Raw genomic sequence first — 21,766 nt, forward strand, 5'->3', positions numbered from 1 at the left:
TCTCAGCTTTTTAGATTTCTTTTTTTGATGACAATAACCACAAATAGTAACAAAGGGAGGAGAATTTGAAAAATAGGAAACCAGGAATTAAGAACAAATTTCCGACCGATTACCATGTGATGAGTATAGTTAGGCGACAAAAAAGAAAGCCCATAAATAAGTGCAGCAAGGGGAAGAATCCATTTTTTAAATCCGACTCCAGTTATTTTTTCAAGTCCTATCACTGCACCGTTAAAAAATAAAGACATTTTGATGATCAAGCCAAGAAAAAGAAGCAAGGTGAAAAGGGCATCCATTCGTTCGAACAGATCTGCTAATTCAATCAACTGAACGGTTTCCAAAAGTGGAAGTGTGCTATTAGCGGCGATCTTAGGTCCGAGAACAAAAATATCCAATTGATTAATAAATGTTAGAGCAAGTGCGGTCACTATATAGGCAAAGAAAACGGGTTTTGTGAGATTCCGGCCTTTATGTACGAGCGGATAAAATACAAGAAATAACACAGTTTGTCCGAATGGAAAGGAGATAAGCTCAGGAATAGCGGCTTTAAATATGGGTTTCCATCCTTCCTCTAAAACTGGAAGGGAATTTTCCAAGTGAAAGAGACCAGTTGCCGGAATTAATATACTAATTATGGCGTATCCAAGTACAAAAAAAGGGAAAAGGAACAAGCAAAATAAGAAAAATGCTTTGTAGCCGTAACGAACCGTGTTGGATACAACCACGATTGTGATCAAGATGATGATCCACAAAGGGGTTTGGCGGAGCAATGTCATTACTGTCACCTCGCCTAAATCGCGTATGTTCCGAGAAGCTTCATATGTAAAATACAGCACAAAAAGTAAATTGATGAGTGTGCCCACATATTTCCCAGTGTAACGGCGAAACAACATGAACAAATCTAATTCAGGATCTTGATGGTGAATAACAAGATGGAGCTTTAGCAGAAGTAGTCCTGCTAAAGCTCCTATCAACATGACTAACCAAGCATCTTGATTTGCTTCAGCCCCCATTAAAAACAAAGTTGTACTTCCAACTTCAAATAAAGACATACAAATGATCAACTCGGATAGTCGGATTGTATTTTGACGCATGGCTTCAATTCACCTCTCCCTGTTTATCTTATTTCAACAGTTCGTTAAAAGATTTTTCGAATAATCCTGGACGTGCAAGCTTCATTTTTACATCTATTTTTATATCCATGTTTGCTAACTCTCCAGGCCACGTCTCTTTTATTTTTTTCCAGTCTTTTGGATACTTGTGATGGATTTTATTTCCAATACCGATAAGGTCGATATTCTTTTGCTGTAAGGCTTTCCAGCCTTCCTGAATTTGCAATTTGATCGTTTCTGCTGCTTGCATCTGCAATTGATGTGTACTTTGCATATTTTTCATTTCTCTTTGGGAAGAGGCTGACAGAAGATCACCGGTAGCTTTAACGTCAACGTTTAGGTAATAATGATTTAAATTCTTGATTGGCGTAACCTTAATCTTGGCTTTCCGGATGAGGAAAGCGGACGTAACATTCCCATCTACATAGTTTACAGTAGTGTTTTTAATCTGGTTGTTTAACCATGAAACCCCCATACTTTCCTTTTCATTTAGAAAGCCGACTCTCTTGTCTTTCTGAAAAATGCTTAAACCCGATAACTTGAGTTTATTTTTGGCGGAGGTTTCCTTGAAAACATCAACAGAGTCTAGTTTCTCCGGCTCTGAACCCTCAAGAGATATTTCTGGAACTCCGGCTGCGCCACTATCGGAGCTAATTTTCGAAATAAATTCATACATGGATATTGCGGGGTAGATTGATCCTAATTTGCTATCTCTTTCTATAATCTTTTCTAAAGCTTGACCAGGAATTTTCTCTGGTGGTACAAGCTTTTTTAAAAAATCACGAGCCTCTCCGTTGGCAATGAATACTTTTACAGTTTCTCGTGAATCAAGGTTGCGGAGGTAAATATCAATAATCTCTTCAATGCCTTGTTCTGCTGCTTTTTTTCCAATAACGAGTATATTATTTTGGGCAAAATATAGTTTACGCGGGTATTCCAGGCTACTCTTCGTAACGGTTTCTCTCAATGTTTTTCCATGTGTAGAAAAGGTATGTACAGCGCTTTGCGATGCCCCGGTGGAAGAACCACCTGATCCAGTCGTCATAGCTGATGGAATTATGATTTGATAGGTATTGATCCAGTCGCCCTTATGGCCATCAATTCCAGTTGCTGTTGTGATGGCTAATTCGTTCAATTCTGTACGATCTACGCACCCTGTAAGTAATAACCCTGCAATAAACAGAACATAACTAACTCTTAATTGCCGCACCATTGATCTCTCCTATTTTTGGGTATCAGACTTGTCATTATTTTTGATTTCATCCGAACTAGCAGGGTATTGGTGAGCTGCCTGTCTTGTCTGGTTATGGCCTGATTTTTCGCTAGGTCTGGTTTTCATAGCCCACCACGGAGCTCTGATGATAAGGTCCTTCATATTAGATTTAAAGGTGGGGCTGTAGGGCACAAAATAATCAACTCCGAATGATTTGAGAGATACAAGATGAACAAGAAGGGGGATAATTCCTATCAGAATACCGAATAAGCCCAGAGCCCCCGCCAGTAGCATAAGTGCAAAACGCAACAACCTGACTGCTGAAGCCATACCAAAATACGGGATGACAAAGTTCGATATAGCAGTGAAGGCAACAACGATAACCATTGCACCTGAGACCAGTCCGGCTTGCACCGCTGCCTGCCCGATAACCAGAGCTCCTACAATGGAAACGGCTGGTCCGATGACCCGTGGCATTCGCACACCTGCTTCACGAATCACTTCAAACATCAATTCCATCATTAATGCTTCAATTAATGCAGGAAAAGGAGTTCCTTCCCGTTGAGCCATCAGCGTAATTAACAGCGTGGTGGGGATCATTTCCTGTTGGAAAGTCGTCAAGGCTATAAATAGAGAGGGAAGCAACAATGAGACTAGAAAAGATACCACACGAAGAGCCCTTAAAAAAGTTGAAATGTCATATCTCTGGTAGTAGTCTTCGGCCGTTTGAAAGAAATTGAAGAAAGTTACAGGTGCAATCAGAGCGAATGGCGTCCCATCAACCAGAACAGCTACTTGTCCGTCTAAAAGGCTACCTGCGACAGTATCCGGACGCTCTGAGTTTAGCATGGTGGGAAAGAGACTAAGTGGTTCATCCTGTATGAATTCTTCGATATAGCCACTTTCAAGTATGCTGTCTGTATCAATGGATTGAAGCCGTTTTGTAATTTCCCGTATTACTTCTGGATTAGCGACATTTTCAATGTAAGCTAATATGACTTTAGTTTGTGTATATCGTCCAATAACGTGACTTTCAAATTTAAGGTCAGGTGTCCGCAATTTTCTTCTGATCAGTGTAATGTTAGTTGAGACATCCTCTGTAAATCCTTCTTTAGGACCCCGTACTACGGTCTGAGTACTGGGTTCCTGAATAGCCCGTCTTACTCCGCCTGCGATGGAAACTGCCAAAGCATAGTTGTTTCCGTTGATGACAATGACAGCATTCCCGGAGAGAATGGCTTGATATACCTCATTTTGCGAATGTATCATTTGAATATTTCCTGCTGGAATTGTCTTCTTTAATAGAGAGACCGTGCTATTTTCACCAAGCTTAGAGGAAGATTCAGAGAGTTTTTCTGTAATTAAACCTTCCATTAAATCGGAAAGTAAGTTTTGATCAATTAATCCCTCGATATAACATACTGCGAGATGACCGGCATGGGCAGGATTTTCGGAAAAATTACGAATGATAAAATCAGGACCTTGTCCGAGTTTCGATTTGAGTAAAGACAGAGTTTGGGGCAATGACGGATTAATGGGGTCAGTTGTTTGCTGATTGGACTTTTCACTATCTTGTCTACGCCTTCTTTCAGGTCTCAGAACGTTTCTAAACCAACCTAACAACACAAGTTAACCCCCTTGCTTTATTGATAAAGCATATTTTATCCTCTAAGACCTAAAATATACTTCTTAAGAGCAGTTGATTCCAAAGTTAACCATTAAAATCCAAAAAATCAAAAGCGGGCGCCGTCCAACAGAGGAGAGCGCCCGCTTTTGATTTTTTGGAAATAACTAAATTCAACTAGCAGGTCAGGGAATCAACTCGAGCCCTTCTCCCGGTTCCAACACTTTCCCTACCCCTTCCTTTAGAAGCGAGGCGAAGTAGTGAGGGTCTTGTTTGATATGAGGGAACGTATTGAAATGGATCGGCACAACTTGTTTCGCTTGAAGCCATTCAGTTGCCAGCGCAGCATCTTCTGGACCCATAGTATGGTTGTCTCCGATCGGCAGAAATGCCAAATCGATATTGCTGAGTTCTCCAATCACCTTCATATCGTAGAACAAACCTGTGTCTCCTGCGTGGTAAATCGTTCTGCCCTCTGCTGTGAACAGAATCCCTGTAGGCATTCCCGTATAGATGATTGTTTTAGTCTCCAGATTAACGAGGCTTGAGCTATGAAAAGCCTGGGTTAATTTCACTTTTCCAAATTCGAATTGATAAGCTCCCCCAATGCTCATGGCGTGGGTTCGTACACCTTGCCAACTGAGAACATCCGCTAGCTCTGCCGATGCGATTACCAGCGCGTCATTTCGTTTTGCAATTTCCACAGTATCTCCAACATGATCCCCGTGGCCATGGGTCAGAAGGATTACATCAGCCTGCACGTCGGCTGCTTCCAGATCGGTGTTGGAGTTGCCTGTAATAAAAGGATCAATAAGAATAATTGTGCCGTGGGTTTCGATTTTTACAACGGAATGTCCATGATAAGATACTTTCATTTTTCTTCCCCCTTGGTCAAATCGGCGGTGCCGGGTTTATTCAGATTAATGTGATGTAACAAACCATTGCCACGATATTGACTAATCTCCAATCGCTATCGAAACATACTCTTAGAAATTCTTCGCAGCATTGCGCGCTTTTTCAATTGCTTCGGCTTTGATTTGGGGAGCGCGGTCTCCCGCCGTGGACAGACCTTCCACAAACAGGCTATCAAAGTCTGTTACGCCGACAAAATTCAAAACAGTCTTCAGATGACGGCTTCCATTCTCGCGTTCTGCCACAGGACCTTCCGAATAGATGCCGCCGCTAGCTTGAATGTGGAATGCTTTTTTGTTATGCAGCAGTCCAACGGGGCCATTCTCCGTGTATTTGAATGTTTTGGCTCTGACGCAAAAGGAATCAATGTATGCCTTCAATACCGGAGGGTAAGAAAAGTTCCACATGGGTGTAACGAACACGTACTTGTCCGCAGTGACAAACTCTTCGAGCAAATGATTCAGTTGGGTTATTTTTTCTTGCTGCGCGGCAGTCAATTGATCAAACGATGCTCCCGTTTGAAGCTTGCCCCATGCCTCCAATACATCTGCATCGATATGCGGAATGTCTCGTTGATACAGATCTACGTGCACAATCTTATCTTCTGGGTGACTTTCTTGATAGGCTTGTACAAATTGCTCGCCAACGGAAAGGCTGTAAGATGCTTCAGGATTACCAGGATGCGCAGTGATATAAAGAATAGTCGACATAATTATATTTTCTCTCCTTCTTAAATAAAATTACGATTTAAACAATAAAAGGGGCGATGCCGTTGCCATAAGACCAGTTGTCTTTCGTGACTTCAATTAAATTGATAAAAACATCCTCGGTTCTAATGTTGCACTGCTCATGCAGTTGTTCAGCTAATGCCGCATAGAACTCTTTTTTTACTTCAGACGATTTGCCGACATTCAAAATGATTTGAACAATGAGAAATCCATCGCTTCTTTCAATGTCCAGACAGTTTGGATCAAAGTTGAAGTTCTCTCGGTTGTGTTCCTCGATAATCAAAAAACGATCATTTTCAGGCACTTGCAGTTTGTCCACGATCGTTTGCGAGACGACCTCTTTAATACGGGCTTTAGCTTCGCTCGAACGTCCTTCCAACGTGACGATACGCGTTAAAGGCATGTAGATTACCTCCTCTTTTTGTTGATATGCTTTATTCTATCTGTTAAAATCCAGAACACGAATGTACATGAGTTCGTGTTAGTTCGTGTCAGAGATGCTCAAACTATTGAAGCCAGGTGATAAGATGGAAGACGAAAAATCTTTGAAAGATTGGCCCCATGATTGGATTAAAAAAATTCGTTCCAGGCCCGCTAGACATAACCTTTCCAAACGAACACGGCAAGTTGACTTGGCAAGGCAAGTTGGCGTCGATCCACGAACCGTTCAACAGTGGGAGAACGGAGATCGTCTTCCCAGCGTTGGCAGCCTCAAACGTTTGATTCAAGTCTTTTTGGAGGAAGGACTCTTCCTGGAGGGAGCCCAGCGGAAAGAGGCTGAGGAGCTTTGGCTTGCAGTAAAACGCTTTTCGGAAGTGCGCTCTGCAACAAAACGGGAGTTTCCGGATTTTGATGTCACTTGGTTTGAAACCGTTGCTTCGTTCGAAGGTTCCGCGCAGGAAGGTCGGGTTGCCACGCAAGCCGTTTCACTTGCAAGGCAAAGTCAGTTACCGAAGCCTCCTTCTCTCTTTATAGGAAGAAACCAATCCATGGCTGACCTGAAAGAACAGCTGAAGTTCCATTCCCTTGTGTCAATCGTAGGACCCGGAGGGATAGGGAAAACATCACTTGCTGTTCGAGTCGCTTCAACGCTTGCTGAAACGTATCCGGACGGTATTTGGATGTTCGAATTCGGCGCCGTAAAGGATCATCATTTTTTGGGCCAGTATCTGTTATCCACTATGGGACTGCAAAATCAAGGGAATCGAACTGATCTCCAAACCATATTAGATGTAATCTCCGAGAAAAGAATGATGTTTATTTTCGACAACTGCGAACACATCATTGATGCATGCGCGGCTTTAGCTGAATCACTCCTGATGGCTGCGCCAACACTAAGCATCATGGTCACGAGCCGAGAAGCCTTGAACATTTCGGGGGAATACGTCTATCGGATTCCCCCGTTATCCTTTCCAGGTGAGGAGTATTCGCTGGAGGTGCTTTCCGAAGAAGAAATCAAGGAATTTGAAGCCGTGCAACTGTTTATGGAACGTGCGCTTTTGGTTGCTCCTAAGCTTCAACCCACGCTGGCAAACTTGCAGCTTGTAGGTGCCATATGCAAAAAATTAGAAGGGATTCCGTTAGCCATTGAGCTTGCGGCTTCCAGAATGAGTATGTTGACATTAGAACAGATGGAAGAACGTCTGGCGAGTCTGCTGACATTATTGACTGCTGGAAAACGAAATGCTGTGCCTCGGCAAAAAACGCTGAAATCTACAATCGATTGGAGCTACGATCTACTAACCGGCAAGGAGCAACTGCTTCTGAGAAGGCTCAGTGTATTTTCGGGAGGGTTTACGTTGGAGGCAGTGGAGCGGATCTGTAGCTGCGAACCCACATTGCCCACCCGTGATGATAAACTTGCTCGGGAAGATATGCTTGATCTGTTATCCGGACTGGTCAACAAGTCACTCGTCTCAATCGAAACCAGTGATGACTACCGCTACATCCGTTATTTCATGCTGGAAGCCATTAAGGAATATGCTGGCGAGAAGATGCGGGAAGAAACTGACGGCCGTAACAGACATGTTCTTCTTGAACGTCATGCTCAATATTACAGCCAAATTTTGAATCGTGCCGAGGCCAAGTTCAGGACTCGAGAGCGTGATGCCTGCCTTGATGAAGTGAGACAAGAATATGCAAACCTGCGCTCAGCCATGCAATGGTGTTATCAGAATGATGCACATACCAACTCAATTGGATTTCATATGGTTTCAAACCTTTACTGGTTCTGGCTTCATGAAGGCAGATTAAAGGAGGGGATTTTTTGGCTTAATCGTTTTCTGGAAAGTACCGTTCATAAAGAACTGCCTGGTGGAGATTTTGCCAAAGCATTGCATGGGCGGGGCGTCATTCAATTGGTTCAAGGAAACGTTGAAGAAGCCATGGTTTCAGCTGCACGCAGCGCTGAGCTCGCCCGTGATCTGAACCATTCTGCACAATTAGCCTCTTCTCTTCGTCTCATGGCATTTATTTATATCAACCAGCTACTTTTGAAAGATGCCGAGCCTCTCGTTAAGGAGAGCGTTGATATTGCCAGGAAAACGAAGGACATGTGGAATTTGGCGGCTTCGTTGCATGCTTACGGAAAGCTAAAGCTGGAACAAAAGGAGTATCATGAAGCATCCATGCTTCTAAAAGAGAGCGTGTACTTCTTCGAATCGGTTCAGGATAAATGGGAAGTATCCGGTCCGTACGAAAGCCTCGGTTATGCTGCCTTGAAACTTGGGCAGACCGATCAATCCATTGAATGCTTCAAAAATAGCATTGCGATCAGCCAAATTTACAAAGGGACATGGATTCTCTCTCGCGGAATAGAAGGGTTGGCTATAGCTTTATGGGCAAAGAAGGCTTATCCAGAAGCGGTCATCCTTCTGAGTGCTGCTGAGAAATGTCGCGAAAGCTTCGGAGGTGCTGCCGTTCCGAATTTTCCCGTGGAGCATAATGCAGTGCTTCTTGATCTTCAACATGTTTTAATTGAACAGGAAATACGCGATATTTGGAACAAAGGAAAGAGTCTAACGAAAGACCAGATTCTCGCATATTCTTTAGAAACTTAGGTGTGCAAGCCTCCCTGAAAATCTGATCGTCCAAACGATGGACAGCCTCATTGACAACACGAACAAGGTGATAGTACAAAGAAACCGTTCCTTTCGTAAATGGTGGGTCGCACTTCCATTTACCAAGACGGTTTCTTTTTGTTTTACATCTTTGAGAAAAGCGGTCTTCCTGTGGGGCATGCAGTTTATGAACGGCCAATAAAAGTCAAAAAATTGGTGTCTGCATTTCATGATCCTTCTTGACACTCATTTTTTTCTGTAACTATAATGATTACATTAAGAAGGGAGTTAGTAATGATAATATTCAGCGATTTTCAATAGGACTCGAAAAAGTTCCACTGCTGAATGTTTACCAGACAGTGGAAGTCATGGAGTAGGGGAAGCTCTTTCATATCCACGAACAGCATAGCTAGAATTGCTATTAATAGCATTGTATCCTCAATTATTTTAATCATAACATAGGAGTGGATTTATCATGGCAACTGTATTGTACGTAACCGCTCATCCTTTAAAAGACGGTACATACAGCCTATCAGTCGGCAAACAGTTTATCGAAACCTATCAGGAGGCCAATCCAGGAGATGAGGTCATTCATTTGGACCTGTATCGCATGGATCTTCCGCAAATCGACGCCGATCTTCTAAGACGCTGGGGGCAGCCACCAAGTGGTCTTTCTTTCGATGAACTGAGCGAGGGATCGAAGGTCAAAGCGGTGCGAATGCGCGAGATTACGGACCAATTCATGACTGCGGATAAAATCGTCATTGTCAATCCGGTATGGAATTATTCTTTCCCGTCGGTTCTGAAAGCGTACATTGACGCGGTTATAGTTCCGGGAAAAACTATTAAGCGAGCCGATAATGGGCTGCGGGGTTTGTCCGGTTTGATTGGGACGCAGCAGGACAAAAAAGTGATGCACATTCAGGCTTCCGGCACGGTTCTCTCCCATGGGAAGTTCAAAGATGTAGAGTACAGCCATAGTTATGTAAAAGCTATCATGAATTTACTGGGCATTGACGATGTGCAGGCTATCTTTGTTGAAGGTATCAGTGAGCAGCCGGACCAAGCGCAGAGCATAAAGGAATCAGCAATCCGGCAAGCCATATTGGCAGCCAAAGCGTTTTGATGTGACAGCCTAAAGAAAAAGCGGAAAAATTCCAGGATTTTTTTCTGGTTTTTCTTTCTCTTTTTTGACCATGATGGGGGAATGTATTGTTGTTACACCTGATGTACGTTACCCAAATAAGTTGCATTATTACAATCCTTGATACTTAAGGCAATTCCTTTGTTTTGGCGGCCACAATGCGGTCATCATTATGGAGCGCTATGAGCCATAAGTGGAAATATAATGGTTAAACCCCAGGGACCTTATCCATCTGGAAGAAGCCCTGAGGTTTTTTGTTATTGAGCAGGGAGGTCTTGCCTGTAGTAATACGAAGCGGTCTCAAAATCTTTTTGGTGATAATAAGCTTCAGCTATAAGAATATACAATTCACTCATTTTTTTGTGCGCTTGCTTTTGTTATTGAGTTGGGCTTTTAAATCAGCTTCTTCCTCTGTGATTTCTATACTCTTTATTATGTTTAGAAACTCATTTAACAAATTGCTTTCAAGATATTGTTCCGCCCTTACCAATTGAGTAGGAATGGAGGGAGGAGGAGAAACGGTTTCCGAGGCCACTTCTTCTAAGAGAAAAGTAATAGAGCAATTTAATCGCTCCGCAAGCTTGCTAATGATCTCAAAAGAGGGCATCGCATTTCCTTTCTCAATTTGACTAATCAATATCAGATGATGAATTCACCCGCAGCTGGTTAGCAGCAGGGATAAGCAAGGATTATGCTGAGATCATGACCGGACTCGACCGTAAAATTCGCGAGGAAGGAGCGGAAGATCTAAGTACTGATACTGTAATGAGGGTGACTGGGAAGGCGCCTGTCTCCTTCCAACAATTTGCACAGAGACACGCAGGAATCTGGATGCGGGAATTAGACAGTACTATGACATTTTAGCCAAACTCAAACAGCGTGCACCAAGCTTGGAAAATTCCCTTGGAATCCTCGGCACTTCGCGTAGATATTTGTGTGTCCCAGCTTCCAACTGACAAAACCGAAAATATCTAGTTACGAACACAAGCTGAGAATTGCGCTAACAGAGATGCTCGTTGAATAAATTAGTCTAAATCTTCTATTAGAAACAGACTAGAATTATTGCTTTAATAGGGGGGATTATGATTAAGCGAAAGGTGGCATCTTATAAAGCGGAAAAGCGAATCCAAGGGTCAATTCAAGTAAAGAAAGGACAGGGTTCACTTTAAACCGCTCTGCCCTTTCTTTATAGATGAGGATAAACGAGTGATAAGTTTATGGTTCGATCAAGGTTTACAGATCGATTCTCCAGTTGCCCATCATCTTGGCGACTTCCGGGTCGCGATACGATAAGAAAAGACTTTCCCGCGTATCGAGGGCCGAGATTTGTTCGATATGATCCGCGCTCAACTCAAAATCGAAAATGTCAAAGTTTTCGACGATCCGCTCTTTTCTCACCGATTTTGGAATTACAACGACTTCACGCTGAACAAGCCAGCGCAATACGACCTGAGCGACGGACTTGTTGTATTTTTCTGCGATCGAGAGCAACACTTCGTTTTTGAACATGTTGTTAAGTCCCTCAGCGAATGGGGCCCACGACTGGTGTTGAACTCCGTGCTCTTTCATAAAAGCTGCGCTCTCTGTTTGCTGGTAGAACGGGTGCGTTTCGATCTGGTTGACGGCGGGTACGATTTCGTTATGAACGATGAGGTCCATCAGGCGGTCGGGTAGGAAGTTGCTGACACCGATCGCCCTAATCTTGCCTTCGCGGTACAGGTCTTCCATCGCACGCCATGCACCGTAGTAATCGCCAAATGGCTGGTGAATAAGGTACAGATCGAGATAGTCGAGTTGAAGCTTCTTCAAGGATTTGGCAAATGCGTGCTTGGTACTCTCGTAGCCGGCATCCTGAACCCAGAGCTTGGTCGTGATGAACAACTGCTCACGCGGTACGCCGCTGCGGTTAATCGCACGACCGACCGCTTCCTCATTCAAATAACCGGAGGCGGTGTCGATCAGGCGGTAACCAGCCATCAGCGCTTCATATACAGCGTTCTCGCATTCTTCAGCATCTGGAACTTGGTAGACACCAAAGCCGATGATCGGCATTTTCACACCATTGTTTAATGTTACGGTTTGCATTGTATTTCCTCCCATTGTCCAAATGTAAAACGCAAACGGCCGCAAAACTCGGAAATCGGGCACCTCAGTGGGCTTCCGCTTACGGTCGACTTGCATTACAATAAGCCTAACGCCTTCGTGTTACACGAAGTCAAGCCATCTTCAAAAATTTTTATTTTTCCAAGGAGGATTCCACATGCATACAGTCAAAGAAGCTGCCCAGATAACGGGACTCACCGAGCACGCTGTACGCTTTTACACGGATAAAGGCCTGGTACCAAGCGTACAGCGCAATCAAAACAACATTCGGATGTTCGACGAAGAATCGATCAACTGGTTGCATGGCGTCAAATGTCTCAAGCAATCCGGGATGCCGATTGAAGTCATTAAAATGTACGTCGATTTCTGTCTCGAAGGGGATTCGACCATTCCGCAACGCTACACACTCATGATGGAGCATAAGGAAGCGGCGCTCATTAAGCTCGAAGAAGCCAAACAGCACGTTGCCCATTTGGAACAAAAAACGGCTCTATATCAGGCCATTCTGGAGCACCGCTCTCCAGACACGACCAATCCTGGCAACTGGGATAAAATTCAGCATATGCATAGTGACGTTTTTTACTCGCCCTCTGTTCGGAAGGCTAGAGATCTACGTGAGACACAACCACTCGAAGAAAATCCTCTGTTTTAAATTCCTGGTTGGCTTAGGATGAACAAGATTCAGAACAGTCTAGATTGGACTAACGAGAGACGATAACTTAATCATAACGAGAAGGCAGCAGGCCAAATGGACCCATTGCCTTCGTTCAAATCCTCTGTTTTTACACTAAATAACAGCACTGAACGCATCGTAAAAGATCATAAAATGGTAGCGTTGTTTCAAACATGAGTCGAACCGTCTGGGTAACTTAGTTCTCGGACTGATCTTCCCAATGTATGTATTTACCTTTTTGCGGGATCAGTCGATCAGCTAACGCACTTTCGGGAAAGCTTTCTATGCATCGTATGTACACATGATTAAAAGGAGGGCAGCACCCCACGCCAGCGGTAGAATTGACTACTACAGAGATTAGAATGTAAAGAAACGTAAGTCTGAAATAACAAGGGGCAGACTGAAAGATTTAATGGAACTGCGTCCAAGACTTAAACAGGCACAGTATGCAAAAATACTTGGGCTAAGCCGATTCAGTGTCTCACATCATATGAGAAAATTCAGAGAAGATTCAACTTGTGAATAGCTCACTTAACTACGTAATTGACCATTGCCCAATTATAATATACTATTGGTTAAAAATGTAATCAGGAGGCAGCTATATGTTTAACTCGGCAGTTTTAGAATCAATAAGTGACATAAACCTTTTGTATGAAATGCTGCAAGCAGAGTTTTCACTAGATGGTTGGGATGCTATGGTACATATTGCGGATAAACTCCACCACTCAATCAACGCATTCTATGAGGAAGACCAACTTAGACAAGCAAAAGGGCAGCCGAGAATTGATACTAAAAGACTTAAACGAAGTGTTGCTTTTTATTTTGGATATTCTATGGTGGCGAAAGGTATCGCATTGCAAAAGATGGGCGATTACTCAGCAGCAAGGGATTGTATTGAAAAGTACTCTGAATTGGGATGGATATCTGGATTGGACGATGAGGGGAAGGAGGATGTAACACATTTGAGGATGATTGCAAATGCCAATACATATGTTTTGAATTTGCTGGAAGGTAATATGGAGACGCTTCCTGAATATGTGCAATTTATACACAATGCCGAGGAAGAAGAGTTGTTGCCGGGGATTATTACGATACTGGAGTCAGCTTTAAAACATAACTGTAACGTTGATTGGGCATTAAAAGAATTTGAACCTAATTTGGACGCTCTGGATGGAGAGTACGAAACGGAAGCCAATATTCGTTATTATATAGATCATTTATATCTTATGTCCCTTTACCACTTTACTAATGGTAATATTTACAATGCATTAAATATATCCCTCAAGGGATTGCGAATGTCTGATAAACTTAAGGATGATACTGGATATAAAAAAATCAATGCATTATTTGTTTCATTTAGTGTTCATGCAACTAAAGAACAGCTGAATGAATATAATGTATTGAACAAAACTATCCTAGAAAGGGTGTTAAAAGATGAAAAAGGCATTAGGTATGATGGCAGTAGTATTGTTTCTGTTAGGTAACGTAATCATCCCTACTGGTGCAGCAACGATCCAACCTAACAATCACGGCATGAATAGCTTCCAACAACTTAACAATCATGGCATGAATAGCTAGGTTCGTATATTTGAAACCCCTTCTACAAAGAAGGGGTTTTAATTTGGCAGAATAGTTCCAAAGAATCATAACAATCTTCTAGAAATCTACTGATTTTTCTGAAGGATTTCCCCTCAATTCACAGAACACTATCATTGAGGAGAGACGTGTCGAGGCAGGGGGTGCTTCGTGCCCTCATAAAGCCATTTCAGCAGCACAAAGACTTAATGTCTCGGCCGTCAATTCAAATCTATCGGTTACATTGGGCGTTTTACATTGCAATAAAAACGATGGAGGGCGCTCAACGTGATAACACTGACTAGTAATCGTTACTGATAATATTCCCTCCATTCCTATTCCAGTCATAGGTTCAATATCAATTAACCCCATGCATACTAAATAATGAAAAGTTAAGTGTCGTTCAGTATTTAGTTCTAGCGGACCTGACAAAAGGCATTGTCAAACAGTTTCCTGGGAAATTTTAAGCGATCGTTATAGACGCTCCAAAGCAGATTAGCTTTTTATAATCACCCGAAAAGGTGGCTATGGAAAGCTTTTTTACCGGTTTAATGAATCATTAATACAATGATGGATGTAGTCGGTACGACGTACATACACAAATTTCGTTAGAGCGACTAGCATAGGTTTTGCTGAAATACAATAGTTCTTTGTACAATAAAGTTGTTTTCTAATGTCTAACAATTTCTTAATCCTGATGTCATCGGACTGTCCAATTAAGTGCAGCCTAAAAAAATTCGAAGAAAATCTCCCGAGCATGATACAAAAAAGGAAGAAGGTTCGTCTTCCTAATAGCTGCAGCTTAAAAGGAGGCAATTACAAAATGAGTATTCCGGAATCCTCACCATTCCGCAACATATTTTATGAGCATTATCCAACCGTACGCAGAAAACTGGCTGCGCTTGTGCGAGATGAAGCAGCAGCCGACGATCTGGCGCAAGAAGTATTTCTGCGGCTGTACAGAAATCCGCCGGACAACCCGGCAACCCTGGGGGCATGGCTACACCGGGTACTGACAAGAATCGGATACGATTATTTAGAGAAGAGAGCAAGAGAGAGAAAGCTGCAGAATAAGCAGGAGATAATGTATGAAGGGGAAGTCGCTTCTGAATCCGGCGAAGAGGCGCTGATGCGTCGATTGGATCAGGAAGAGGTTCAGGCTTGGCTGGACAGACTGCCCGAACGAGACCGCCAAGCGCTGCTTCTGCGCTACTCCGGCTACAGCTATGCGGAGATCGCGGAAGAGCTTAATGTCAGGTCGCCGCTAATAGGCAGTCTGCTCCAAAGAGCGACACGCAAGCTGCAGGCCACATCCAGCAAGGCTATAGCAAGGCAGGACTAATCAAATATTCGGAAAGGATTGAAATGATATGACAACTAAATTGCAGCATTCAGAAGCTGACAAAAGTACACATGAAGCCTGGGAGAGGTTGCTACAGAAGCTGGCCATGGAGCCGGTAAACGCCAAGTGGGAGACCAGGGACGCAAATGACAAAGAGGACGTTCTGAGGCTTGCCGATGCCCTTAGGCCGCCAGCGGACTCAGTTGCAATTCAGGATTCGGAATCCAGTTTGAAAGTTGATGCTCCGGCTCCGGTTGCTTCTTTCCGCCGGCGAGCAGGCAAGGGCCGAAAGTGGGCCGCAGCGGTGGCGACAGCCGTTATCTTTGGCGTCGTACTTACAACCCCTGTGGGAAATAACGCGCTGGCGGCATTTTTAAATCAATTCCGGGTGCAGGATATCGCTACAGTTGACGAAAGCACGCTCGAAGGTATGTTTAATCAGCTGGTTCCGGGAAAATCGGCCGACATAGAAAACACCTTTGGCCAGTTTACATCGGAAAGCGGAAACGTACAGGGGGATTTTACGCGTGAACAAGCCGTCTCTAAGCTCGGATATCAGCTTCTTCCAGTAAATGTGGCCGGAACGAAGGAAAGTGTGTACGTTACTCCTTCGCAAAAAATTACAATGATGCTGAATGTGGATGAGCTCAATAAAGCTATGCAGCGTGTAGGGGCAACGAAGCTGCTGCCGGAGTCGATGGACGGTAAAGAAATAGCGTTTAGTACACATGAAAGCGTAAATTACGATTTGGGTACCGATCAGGACCACTGGGCAACTCTGACACAGATGCAGGCTCCAGAAATTACGGTAGATCCGTCCGTTGATACAGAAAAAGCGGTGGATGCCGTTCTTCAGCTTCCGATTCTGCCTTCCGATCTGAAAGAGAAGGTAAAGCGCAGCCGCATTCTGGCAGGTTCCATTCCTATGCCATATGTGGTTAATAAAAGTGCTGAAACTTCTGAGATTACCGTTGGAGGAACCAAGGTTCTGGTTACAAACATGAAGTACAGCTCAATGACGAATCGTACCGCTATCTGGATCAAAGACGGACAGTTCTTTTCCTTTGAAGGTGGGAGCGCCTATGAGTCAGAGTTTGATTTCATGAACAAGCTTAAGGAGCTGGTTGAGGCATGAGTAAGCCGACAATCGACGCTAAAGGATTAACCAAGGAATACAGCAACGGGCGCGGCTGCCGCAACGTGACCATCACCGTAGGGAAAGGGGAAGCCTTTGGCTTCCTCGGCCCCAATGGAGCCGGGAAAAGCACATTTGTGAAAATGCTGGTCGGGCTCATCCATCCGACGGCCGGAGGAGCAACCCTGATGGGTGCACCCATCGGAACGCTCGAAGCGAAACGGCAAATCGGGTATCTTCCCGAGCTGTACCGGTATCAGGAATGGCTTACAGGTGATGAGGTCGTCCGGTTGCATGGGCGATTATGCGGTTTGGACAAGCAGGTGATCGACAAGAGAGTTCCTGAGCTATTGCACATGGTAGGTGTGGGTCAGCGGGGGAAGGACCGTGTTAAGCATTATTCCAAAGGCATGCAGCAGCGGCTTGGACTGGCTTGCGCGCTGGTGAATGATCCGGCCGTGATTTTTCTTGACGAGCCTTCTTCCGCCATGGACCCGGTTGGACGAATGCATGTACGTAATATACTTGAGGAACTGAAGCAGCAGGGGAAAACGATTTTCTTAAACTCCCATCTGCTTGAGGATGTGGAAGTATTATGCGACAGAATGGCACTCTTGAATAACGGACAGGTTCTCCGCCATGGGCGGGTAGCCGAAATGCTCCAGAAGCGAGTCTGCTGGCGTTTTAAAGTCGGCGGATTTTCGCCTTTTTTGCTGTCCTGGCTTATGGATACGACAGAGCTCAGCTTTCGAGTAATAACAGATGGAAAAGCCGAAGGCGGATTTACAGGAGAGAGGGGCATAGATGATACCGTCTGGCTTGAAGCGGAACTGGAGAGCGAAGAACAGGCAGGCTGGATCAATACGTTGCTGATCGGACAGGGGATGACGTTATATGAAGTCACCAAAGTTCGAGAACGGCTTGAAGAGTGGTTCATGAAGGCTGTTGCAGGGCTGAATCATAGGGGGGAACTGGAATGAGGATTATTTGGACCATGACCTGGAAGGAGCTACTGCGCAAACGGGTCCTCCTGCTGACACTTTTATTAACTGTTGTATTCCTGCTGGGATTTTGGTTTATTGCCGGCGCCATCGCAGGAGATTCTACCTCTAGGGTGATCACAGGCGGTACGAATAATGAAACTATGATCCAGGAATTTACGCTCGGGATGTTCATTTTGATGCTCGGTTTTTTCTTCGCAAGTTTTGTACTCGCCTTTTTAGCGATTTTCAGCTCATTTTCCACGATTGCGGGTGAGGCGGAGCAGGGGGTCATGCAGGCGATGCTGCCACGGCCGATTCCGAGGTGGAAATGGTATACGGGCCGCTGGCTGGGCTATGTTTCGCTTGGTGTAATCTATGCCTTGGTATTGTACAGCCTGATTTTGTGGATCACCGATGTGCATGCTTCGATCCCGCGTGATCCGGTAGTGCTGGTGCAGTCTTTTTTGCTATTTGCTTCAGTCGTTCCCTTGCTTGTAACCGTGTCCATGTTCGGATCCGGCTATTTGTCATCGGTTGCGAATGGTGTCGTCATGACGATGCTTTATGGGGCTGGTTGGCTCGGTGGCATGGTTGGAAAAATCATCGGCTCTGTGGGTCTGGAGTCAGGTCCCATGCAGACCCTGAACAATATAACGGGTGTCCTGTCCCTGATCATGCCTGCCGATGGACTGCAGCGTAAAATGCAGGCAGTGTTGTTCAGCTTTGAGAATATTAATGGACTCATCCCGGTAAGCACAAGTGGACCGTTTGGTATCGGCGAGATTCCTTCAACAGCCTTTTTGATATACGCGGCATTTTACACGGCTGTGCTCTTTGGACTCGGGCTGCGCCGCTTTGTCCGCAAGGATTTATAGGTTCTACTTTGAAGTTTCAGACTTCAGCAGCCATTCAAAAAAATTGTTTTAAAAGACCTTCTGAGAATAAAAAAGGTGGTCTAAAAAGACCGCCAAATTGCTTGCTTTATTCCAATAAATGAATCTATGAGTCTGTTTATCTATTTCGATCGTTCATTAGTTTCAGCCTCGTCTTTACGCCATAATCACGCTTAAAGCGATCAAAAAGGGCGCTAAGGTCTCCAAGTCTAAAGAAGGTGATAACGACATTATTGCAACCATATCTACACAGCGATAATAATATTTTAATTGGGGCAGAACAAGATGGACTGCTGCTAGTTACTATTCTGACAATATGCATCTTAATTACAGTTTGATGTTACCCGTTAGAGAGCATCGGGTACAAGCTCAAACTTTAATCATTTGATGTTGACCTCTATGGATAATATTTCTATTTTCAAAAGACGTTTTAGGATAACCTAGAGCGTTTTTTTATTTTGAAAATCACCTGGGTATATGCCCATTTCTGCAAACGATGCTTATCTTTCCAGCGTAACAATCAATAGAAACCTACTATTTTGATTAACCATGTCAAGTTGGAGTTTTTCATCCTGTACAATAGAAAAAGACAGTGGTTTAGAATTTCTATTTGGCCAAAAGTATTCAAATATGACAGGCGAAGAACTGGTCATGGACGTGGAAAAACTATTAATCGCTTGAGCTTCATAAAATACAAATGCAATTGCTCTACATAAAAAGTTGACCTGATTTTTGCCCGCCAGCTACAGCATCTTCCGAAAATATTTTTCCACATCGTAGCCGATCATGGCAAGCATCCTTCCATCACAGGTTGCAAGTGAGCCGTCATTTGTTATCTCCCCAAATCAAATGTTTGAAAGGCCAGAAGTTTGTCAAAAATGGATATTATATCCTATAGTTGCAATTCGAATAATCTCCAAAGGGGAGCTATACATGGTAAAAAAAATTCAGTTGCCATTGCAAACCCTTAGTCTGGTTGTCTCCTTTATGGCCTGGGTCTTGATCTCTTCCCTGATTTCTTACATAAGTCAGGATATTCCGCTGACGCCTGGGCAAAGAGCGTGGTCTACCGCGATCCCGGTAATCTTGGGCTCTTTGCTGCGAATTCCGGCGGGGATTCTGACCAACCGCTTCGGGGCAAGGCTGATGAATACAGTCAGTTTCTTGATTTTGCTTGTTCCTGTCTACTATTTGAGCCAGGCCAATACTTTTCTGGATTTGGCGGTTGGGGGCTTCTTTCTTGGGATAGGCGGGGCTACGTTCTCGATCGGTGTGACTTCACTGCCTCAATATTATCCCAAAGAAAAGCAGGGCACCATCAATGGGATATACGGGATCGGGAACCTGGGTACGGCCATCTCTACCTTTGGCGCACCGTGGGTGGCTGATGCGATCGGCTGGTCAAGAGCCCTTCAGCTTTTTTTGATTTTGCTTGCCCTTTTCGCTCTGCTGAATCTGTTTTTAGGGGATAAGCGCGAAGAGCGTGTACGAAGCTCCTGGAAGAATCAACTCAAGCAGGTTTATCGCAACGAAAAGCTGTGGTTTTTCAGCATATTTTACTTCATTACCTTCGGCTCCTTCGTAGCTTTTACAATCTATCTCCCCAGTTTTCTGGTCAGCTATTTTGAATTAAGCAAGGTGGATGCCGGACTCAGGACGGCGGGTTTTATCGCCTTGGCTACCTTTCTCCGTCCAGTAGGCGGGATACTGTCCGACAAGTCCAATCCTTTTGTAGTTCTTATGTTCGTGTTTGCCGGCCTAACCTTGTCAGGAGTTTTACTCTCTTTCGGATTGACCATGCCTCTTTTTACGTTGGGTTGTTTGATGGTAGCCGTGTGCGCCGGTATCGGGAACGGCGCGGTGTTCAAACTGGTCCCGCTTTACTTTTCCAAACAGGGGGGCATCGCCAGCGGGATCGTCTCTGCAGCGGGCGGTCTGGGCGGTTTTTTTCCTCCACTGCTGCTTACCCTGCTGTTTGGGTGGACGGGCCACTACGCAATCGGCTTTATGGCCTTGTCCGAAGCCTCGCTGGCCAGCCTGATACTTGTTCTGTGGGTATTTTTCAGCAACAAGCTGGAGTTTGCGTCGGATATTATCAAGTCCACAGCCGATGCCGTGATGGTCACTGATGCCAAGGGCGTGATCCATACCGTAAACGCTGCCTTCACCGAGGTCACCGGATATCCCAAAGAAGCGGTGATCGGAAAAACTCCCAATATACTCAGCTCCGGCTTCCATGATCGCTCTTTCTATAATGCCTTTTGGGACACTTTACTGACCACCGGAAAATGGCAGGGAAAGATCGTCAACCGCAAGGCAAATGGGGAGGTTTTTCGGGAGTGGCTCTCCGTAACGGCGATCACGAACGAGCAAAATGCCACCCATTATGTGGCTATATTCAGCGACCTTTCGCATTCTGACTCCGTAATCGGGGAAGGTGAAGGCGACAGGCTGGAAAATCAATTCTCAAAAAAAGCAACAGGAAAGGAGGCGGGGGCTTCATGTCAGGACCCGCATTGAGACATGTGGACAGTCATTCGATGATTCATGAGGCGGCCTTAGGCGAAGCAAGAGAGCTTACCGAGCTGTTGAATCGAAGTATAAAAAAAGGTGAATTGGACAAAGCGGAGGAAATTGCCTACATCACGGTGGAGCATTGGGAGGGGCGTACGCTTCAGCACGCGGCCAGCGAAGAGGAAGGATTATATGTAGAAGCTGTGGGCATCAAGCCGGAGTTGAAGAACGTCATTATTTCTCTGACTCGCGATCATCAAATAATGCGAGAAATTGTCGCTGAGATTAAGGAACTGCTGGTGCAGGGCAAGGTGGGAGGCGAGCTTCTTGCCCGTTTTCAGGCTTTGATTGTCGTTGATGAACTGCATAACCGGGATGAAATGAACATGCTGGAAAAAGAAGTGGAGGGGCTGCTTCATGATAAATGAGACCTATACACTGGCGGCGATGCTTCCCGACAAACCGCTTCAATCCGTGGAGCCGAGGCTGTATCGGCTACTGGTACAAGAGCTCGAGAGGCTCCACCTTCATCCTTATGATGTGAAGGCGGGTGGCCGGGCTGATGCTCAAGGTATCACCGTCTACCTCCGATTTGGAGAGGAATTGGGACAGGTCACCAGCAGGAAATTTTTATGGGCATTGGTGGAAGGTGGCGACGAGGAGGTCTTGGCCTTTTTTAAACAGTCGGCGGAAAAGATTAAGAAATCGATGATTGCCGATTATTTTAAAATGATGAAATTCTGACAAGGGTCGGCA

General features: G+C 44.6%; 19 protein-coding genes. 11 read left to right on the forward strand and 8 right to left on the reverse strand.

The window, feature by feature from the left end:
- Positions 1 to 2: 2 nt before the first annotated feature.
- The 6 genes from NSS94_RS11875 to NSS94_RS11900 all read right to left on the reverse strand — a co-directional run bounded on the left by NSS94_RS11875 (position 3) and on the right by NSS94_RS11900 (position 5,992).
- Positions 3 to 1,094 carry a GerAB/ArcD/ProY family transporter gene (locus tag NSS94_RS11875; protein WP_165150639.1) on the reverse strand — a complete coding sequence of 364 codons (1,092 nt, stop codon included), beginning with the start codon at positions 1,092 to 1,094 and terminating at the stop codon, positions 3 to 5.
- A gap of 28 nt (positions 1,095 to 1,122) precedes the next feature.
- Positions 1,123 to 2,325 carry a Ger(x)C family spore germination protein gene (locus NSS94_RS11880; RefSeq protein ID WP_165150641.1) on the reverse strand — a complete coding sequence of 401 codons (1,203 nt, stop codon included), beginning with the start codon at positions 2,323 to 2,325 and terminating at the stop codon, positions 1,123 to 1,125.
- Positions 2,326 to 2,334: 9 nt separating this feature from the next.
- Positions 2,335 to 3,951, reverse strand: a complete 1,617-nt coding sequence (locus NSS94_RS11885) for a spore germination protein (RefSeq protein ID WP_029515313.1) — start codon at positions 3,949 to 3,951, stop codon at positions 2,335 to 2,337.
- A gap of 183 nt (positions 3,952 to 4,134) precedes the next feature.
- On the reverse strand, positions 4,135 to 4,824 hold the full coding sequence (locus NSS94_RS11890; protein ID WP_069011459.1) for a metal-dependent hydrolase: 690 nt from the start codon (positions 4,822 to 4,824) through the stop codon (positions 4,135 to 4,137).
- A 111-nt stretch (positions 4,825 to 4,935) separates the two neighbouring features.
- Positions 4,936 to 5,571, reverse strand: coding sequence for an FMN-dependent NADH-azoreductase (locus NSS94_RS11895; RefSeq protein ID WP_341039348.1), 636 nt, complete (start codon positions 5,569 to 5,571; stop codon positions 4,936 to 4,938).
- Positions 5,572 to 5,608: 37 nt separating this feature from the next.
- On the reverse strand, positions 5,609 to 5,992 hold the full coding sequence (locus tag NSS94_RS11900) for a tautomerase family protein (protein WP_341039349.1): 384 nt from the start codon (positions 5,990 to 5,992) through the stop codon (positions 5,609 to 5,611).
- Between the two features lie 94 nt (positions 5,993 to 6,086).
- Here NSS94_RS11900 and NSS94_RS11905 point away from each other — a divergent pair, with 94 nt between their 5' ends.
- Together NSS94_RS11905 and NSS94_RS11910 are read left to right on the forward strand one after the other, a co-directional pair.
- Positions 6,087 to 8,648, forward strand: a complete 2,562-nt coding sequence (locus NSS94_RS11905; RefSeq protein WP_318628312.1) for an NB-ARC domain-containing protein — start codon at positions 6,087 to 6,089, stop codon at positions 8,646 to 8,648.
- Between the two features lie 475 nt (positions 8,649 to 9,123).
- Positions 9,124 to 9,774 (forward strand): FMN-dependent NADH-azoreductase, encoded by a 651-nt coding sequence (locus NSS94_RS11910; RefSeq protein ID WP_341039350.1) that lies wholly within the window; start codon positions 9,124 to 9,126, stop codon positions 9,772 to 9,774.
- 370 nt (positions 9,775 to 10,144) lie between these two features.
- Here the strand turns inward: NSS94_RS11910 and NSS94_RS11915 are convergent, their stop codons facing one another.
- Together NSS94_RS11915 and NSS94_RS11920 are read right to left on the reverse strand one after the other, a co-directional pair.
- A complete protein-coding gene (locus NSS94_RS11915) occupies positions 10,145 to 10,429 on the reverse strand; it encodes a helix-turn-helix domain-containing protein (RefSeq protein WP_141695491.1) in 285 nt (94 codons plus the stop codon).
- A 596-nt stretch (positions 10,430 to 11,025) separates the two neighbouring features.
- Positions 11,026 to 11,877, reverse strand: a complete 852-nt coding sequence (locus NSS94_RS11920; RefSeq protein WP_341039351.1) for an aldo/keto reductase — start codon at positions 11,875 to 11,877, stop codon at positions 11,026 to 11,028.
- A gap of 175 nt (positions 11,878 to 12,052) precedes the next feature.
- Here NSS94_RS11920 and NSS94_RS11925 point away from each other — a divergent pair, with 175 nt between their 5' ends.
- The 9 genes from NSS94_RS11925 (at position 12,053) to NSS94_RS11965 (ending at position 21,754) form a co-directional block, all read left to right on the forward strand.
- Positions 12,053 to 12,547 (forward strand): MerR family transcriptional regulator, encoded by a 495-nt coding sequence (locus NSS94_RS11925; RefSeq protein WP_029515307.1) that lies wholly within the window; start codon positions 12,053 to 12,055, stop codon positions 12,545 to 12,547.
- A 623-nt stretch (positions 12,548 to 13,170) separates the two neighbouring features.
- Positions 13,171 to 14,052, forward strand: a complete 882-nt coding sequence (locus tag NSS94_RS11930; RefSeq protein WP_341039352.1) for a DNA-binding protein — start codon at positions 13,171 to 13,173, stop codon at positions 14,050 to 14,052.
- Between the two features lie 914 nt (positions 14,053 to 14,966).
- On the forward strand, positions 14,967 to 15,485 hold the full coding sequence (locus NSS94_RS11935; RefSeq protein ID WP_029515305.1) for a sigma-70 family RNA polymerase sigma factor: 519 nt from the start codon (positions 14,967 to 14,969) through the stop codon (positions 15,483 to 15,485).
- Positions 15,486 to 15,513: 28 nt separating this feature from the next.
- Complete coding sequence (locus NSS94_RS11940) at positions 15,514 to 16,620, forward strand: hypothetical protein (RefSeq protein ID WP_341039353.1); 1,107 nt, start codon at positions 15,514 to 15,516, stop codon at positions 16,618 to 16,620.
- Positions 16,617 to 17,600 (forward strand): ABC transporter ATP-binding protein, encoded by a 984-nt coding sequence (locus tag NSS94_RS11945; RefSeq protein WP_318628308.1) that lies wholly within the window; start codon positions 16,617 to 16,619, stop codon positions 17,598 to 17,600. Before NSS94_RS11940 ends, NSS94_RS11945 begins: the two co-directional genes overlap by 4 nt.
- On the forward strand, positions 17,597 to 18,478 hold the full coding sequence (locus NSS94_RS11950; protein WP_069011453.1) for an ABC transporter permease subunit: 882 nt from the start codon (positions 17,597 to 17,599) through the stop codon (positions 18,476 to 18,478). The genes NSS94_RS11945 and NSS94_RS11950 overlap by 4 nt, the downstream gene beginning before the upstream one ends.
- A gap of 951 nt (positions 18,479 to 19,429) precedes the next feature.
- Positions 19,430 to 21,016, forward strand: coding sequence for a nitrate/nitrite transporter (locus NSS94_RS11955; RefSeq protein ID WP_341039354.1), 1,587 nt, complete (start codon positions 19,430 to 19,432; stop codon positions 21,014 to 21,016).
- On the forward strand, positions 20,998 to 21,438 hold the full coding sequence (locus NSS94_RS11960; RefSeq protein ID WP_069011451.1) for a hemerythrin domain-containing protein: 441 nt from the start codon (positions 20,998 to 21,000) through the stop codon (positions 21,436 to 21,438). The genes NSS94_RS11955 and NSS94_RS11960 overlap by 19 nt, the downstream gene beginning before the upstream one ends.
- Positions 21,428 to 21,754, forward strand: coding sequence for a hypothetical protein (locus tag NSS94_RS11965; RefSeq protein ID WP_069011450.1), 327 nt, complete (start codon positions 21,428 to 21,430; stop codon positions 21,752 to 21,754). The genes NSS94_RS11960 and NSS94_RS11965 overlap by 11 nt, the downstream gene beginning before the upstream one ends.
- The last annotated feature ends 12 nt before the right edge of the window (positions 21,755 to 21,766 follow it).

This window comes from Paenibacillus sp. FSL L8-0644 (genome assembly GCF_038008165.1).
Classification (GTDB): Bacteria; Bacillota; Bacilli; order Paenibacillales; family Paenibacillaceae; genus Paenibacillus; species Paenibacillus polymyxa_D.